Source organism: Mesorhizobium sp. M7D.F.Ca.US.004.01.2.1 (assembly GCF_003997785.1).
Taxonomy (GTDB): Bacteria; Pseudomonadota; Alphaproteobacteria; order Rhizobiales; family Rhizobiaceae; genus Mesorhizobium; species Mesorhizobium loti.
In genome coordinates this window covers 1-3,884 of sequence record NZ_RZRQ01000440.1, presented here as the reverse complement: position 1 = coordinate 3,884, position 3,884 = coordinate 1, and the positions used below count along the sequence as shown (strand labels likewise).

Annotated in this window: 3 protein-coding genes and 1 pseudogene; 3 read left to right on the top strand and 1 reads right to left on the bottom strand. The window is 64.8% G+C overall.

The features are described 5' to 3' along the window. Positions 1-117: 117 nt before the first annotated feature. Positions 118-597, top strand: a pseudogene (locus tag EN993_RS32500) (FGGY-family carbohydrate kinase); the annotation flags it as partial. Then, positions 594-2,210: a GMC family oxidoreductase gene (locus EN993_RS32495; protein WP_127265863.1), complete on the top strand. Its 1,617-nt coding sequence runs from the start codon at positions 594-596 to the stop codon at positions 2,208-2,210. The pseudogene EN993_RS32500 and the gene EN993_RS32495, both read left to right, overlap by 4 nt. A gap of 12 nt (positions 2,211-2,222) precedes the next feature. On the opposite strand, the gene EN993_RS32490 is transcribed toward EN993_RS32495, so the two are convergent. After that, a complete protein-coding gene (locus tag EN993_RS32490; protein ID WP_109658653.1) occupies positions 2,223-3,140 on the bottom strand; it encodes a LysR family transcriptional regulator in 918 nt (305 codons plus the stop codon). Positions 3,141-3,272: 132 nt separating this feature from the next. On the opposite strand from EN993_RS32490, the gene EN993_RS32485 reads away from it, so the two are divergent. After that, on the top strand, positions 3,273-3,884 hold a 612-nt coding region (locus EN993_RS32485), incomplete at its 3' end, for a DsbA family protein (protein WP_127265861.1).

Below are 3,884 nucleotides of genomic sequence, written 5' to 3'. Positions count from 1 at the left end.
ATCCTGCATCAAAACCGGTAATCGCGGGGCCTCGCGCACCATAAGGAGCGCGCTCATCGCCACGATCCGCTGATGTCCCGTAACCAAAGCTGCAGGACGTATCCAGGCCCTGCGGCATGGCTCGATGACGCGCAACAGAATGGCCACGCGCGAGCCGGCTTCCACAGTATCGCCGGCTGGCACGGCCGAGCACATCTGCTGCGTGCGCGGTTCGAGGGCGTCGCCTTCGAGCACAAGCGCCATGTCGAGACTTTGCACAAAGCGGGCGTCGATTTCGACCAAGTGGTGCTGTCTGGCGGCGGCTCGCGCAGCACGGTCTGGCCGCAGATATTCGCCGATGTGCTGGGCGTGCCCGTTACCGTGGCACGCAGCCGCGAAACCGGAGCCCTGGGAGCGGCGATCGCTGCAGGCGCCGGCGTCGGCATCTTCGCGGACTACAGTGCCGGTGCCGCCGCCATGACAGCGGCCGCTCGACACTTTGTGCGTGACGAGGCAGTTGCCGACGCATATGCACGGCGGTATCGACTGTACGGCGAGATCAACCAGGCGATGAGCCCGATGCGGGAGCGCATCGCCGGACAGCAGGCACGCACGTGACCGAAGCTTCACCGTCCCCGTTCGGCAGTTACGACTACGTCATCGTCGGTGCTGGCTCCGCCGGCTGCGTACTCGCCAACCGGCTTTCGGCCGATCCGCGCAACAATGTGCTGCTGCTCGAGGCCGGCGGCAGCGACCGCTATCACTGGGTCGATATCCCGATCGGCTACCTCTTCTGCATGGGCAACCCGCGCACCGACTGGATGATGAAGACCGAGCCGGAAGCAGGTCTCAACGGACGCAGCCTCAACTATCCGCGCGGCAAGGTGCTTGGCGGCTGTTCATCGATCAACGGCATGATCTACATGCGCGGCCAGGCCGCCGACTATGATGGCTGGCGTCAGGCCGGCAATGCTGGCTGGGGCTGGGACGATGTCCTGCCCTACTTCCTCAAATCGGAAGACTTCCATGGTGGCAAGAGCGCCATGCACGGAAGCGGCGGCGAGTGGCGGGGCGAACGGCAGCGGCTGTCATGGCCGATCCTCGACGCCTTCCGGGACGCGGCCGAGGAACTCGGCATCCCCCGCACCGACGACTTCAACACCGGCACCAATGAAGGCTCGGGCTATTTCGAGGTCAACCAGAAGAAGGGCGTCCGCTGGAACACATCGAAGGCGTTCCTGCGCGGCATAGCGGCGCGCAAAAACCTGCGCGTGGTGCTCGGCGCGGAGACTGAACGGCTCGAATTCGATGGCCGGCGCGTCATCGGACTCGTCTTCCGCCAAGGCGACCGCCTGCACCAGGTTCGCGCTGGACAGACGATCCTTGCAGCCGGCGCCATCAACTCGCCGAAGCTGCTCGAACTCTCTGGCGTCGGCCGCCCCGACCTGCTTTCGAGCATTGGCGTGGATGTCCGTCACGCCTTGCCGGGCGTCGGTGAAAATCTGCAGGACCATTTGCAGATCCGCACCGTCTTCAAGGTCGCCAATGCCGCGACGCTCAACCAGCGCTACCACAATCTGGTCAGCCGTGCGTCGATGGGGCTGGAATACGCGCTCAAGCGCAGCGGGCCGCTGTCGATGGCGCCAAGCCAGCTCGGCATCTTCGCCAGGAGTGATCCGCGCCTTGCAACGCCCGACCTCGAATATCATGTGCAGCCACTGAGCACCGACCGGCTGGGCGAGCCGCTGCATCGCTTTCCAGCCGTGACAGTGTCGGTCTGCAATCTGCGACCGGAAAGCCGGGGCACCGTACATATGGGTTCATCCGATGCACGGGAGGCGGCGAAGATCCGACCGAACTATCTTTCCACCGAGGGAGACCGCACCGTGGCCGTCGCCTCGTTGCGCCATGTCCGCAGTCTGATGAAGGCCCGCGCCGTGGCGCGCTTTGCGCCCGAAGAAATGCTGCCCGGCACGCAGTATGACAGCGACGAAGACCTCATCCGCAAGGCCGGCGATATCGGCACGACGATCTTCCACCCCGTCGGCACCTGCAAGATGGGTTCGGATAACATGGCGGTGGTCGACGATGGCCTGCGTGTTCACGGGCTTGCCGGACTGCGCGTGGTCGATGCCTCGATCATGCCGACAATCGTTTCGGGCAACACCAACTCGCCGGTCGTCATGATCGCGGAGAAGGCAGCCGAGATGATCCTGCAAGAGGCCCGCTGACCGCTATCGGCTTCAAGCCATGGCAACGCCGCGCGATCGCCTTTTCTCCGCGGCCGCGAGCAGGTCGACGAAGGCGCGCACCTTGGCGGGCCGGAACCGGGCCGGTGGAAAGACGGCGTGGATGCCGCCGGTGGGCAAGCTCCAGTCGGCAAACACGGGTACCAGCCGCCCTTCGGCGATATCGTCGCTGACGCTGTAGTCCGGAAACACGCCGAGCCCGATACCGGCGAGCACGCAAGCCAGGGCGGCCGGGCTCTTGTCGCACATGATGATTGGATTGAGCTCGGTCAGCACCCTCTCATTGTCCCTGGAAAACAGCCATTGGCCGATGCCGCGCAGCTGGGCGTTGCCGACCCAGGCCAGCGATCTTGCCTGGCGCGGCGTCACGTCGGGCGGCAGGCTTGCCGCGAAGCCAGGGCTCGCCACCACGGTCTGCCGGATCGTACCCAGGCGCCGCGCCTGGTTCGAGGAGTCGGTGAGCCAGCCGACACGGATACCGAGATCGATCTGCTCGTCCACCAGATTGCTGACCGCGTCATCGAATATGGCATCGACGCGCATGTGCGGATAGGTTCTGAGATAGGCCGCCATGACCGGAGCCACCATCTTGGTGCCGTAGTCGAGCGGCGCGGTCAGTCTCAGCGTTCCGCTCGGTTCGACGCCTCCGCGCGAGATTTCGCCATAGGCCGCCTCCGCTTCCCGCAGGATGATCATCGCGCGGTCATAGAAGAGGCGACCCTCCTCGGTCGGTGTGACACGCCGCGTCGTGCGCTGCAGCAGCGTTGCGCCGAGTTCCTCTTCGAGCTTACCGATCTGATGGCTGACCACGGCCTTGGCGACGCCAAGCCGGTCCGCCGCCGCGGTGAACGAGCCGGTTTCCATCACCGTGGTGAAGTAGGCCAGCCGATTGAGGTTCAGAAGTTCAGCCAAGGTGACAGTCTTTGTCTGATTGAATCAGACAGTTTGTATTATTGGGCGCCATTTATCGCAAGACCCCCGCCTGCCACATATGAGCCAAGGCATTCGACCAAGCCGGCAGCCGGATCAAGGGTGGCAGCGATTATGAGCAATTCAGAAGTGACCTATCTTTTCGATCCGCTCTGCGGCTGGTGCTATGGTGCCACCCCGATGCTCGACAGGCTGTCGGCCACCGGCGTGCGCGTCGAACTGCTGCCGACCGGCCTGTTCTCCGGCGCCGGTGCGCGTCCGATGGATGAAGGTTTTGCCGCCCACGCCTGGGCGAACGACCAACGGATCGAGCGCCTGACCGGACAAGTGTTCACGCCGGCCTACCGGCGCAATGTCCTCGATATCAGCGGGACCCTGCTCGATTCGCATGCCGCCACGCTCGGCATCAGCGCCGCCGGCCTGGAATATCCCAGCCGCCGGCTTGCCGCGCTGAAGACGATCCAGCGGGCGCGCTATGTCGACGGCAGCGATGTCGTGACGACCAGTGGTGTGGCCGAGGTGCTCGCCGCCGCCGGCATGGCGGAAGCTGCCGAGATGCTCAAGGCGCCGACCGATGCATTGCTGACGGCTCACCGCGAGCTGGTCGGCCGTGGCCGCGCGCTGTTCCAGCGCCTGCATGCCGATGGCGTGCCTTCGCTGGCGGTCATCCGCAACAATGCGCCCTGGCTGATCGGTTCGAACGCGCTCTTCGGCAGTTTCGACAAT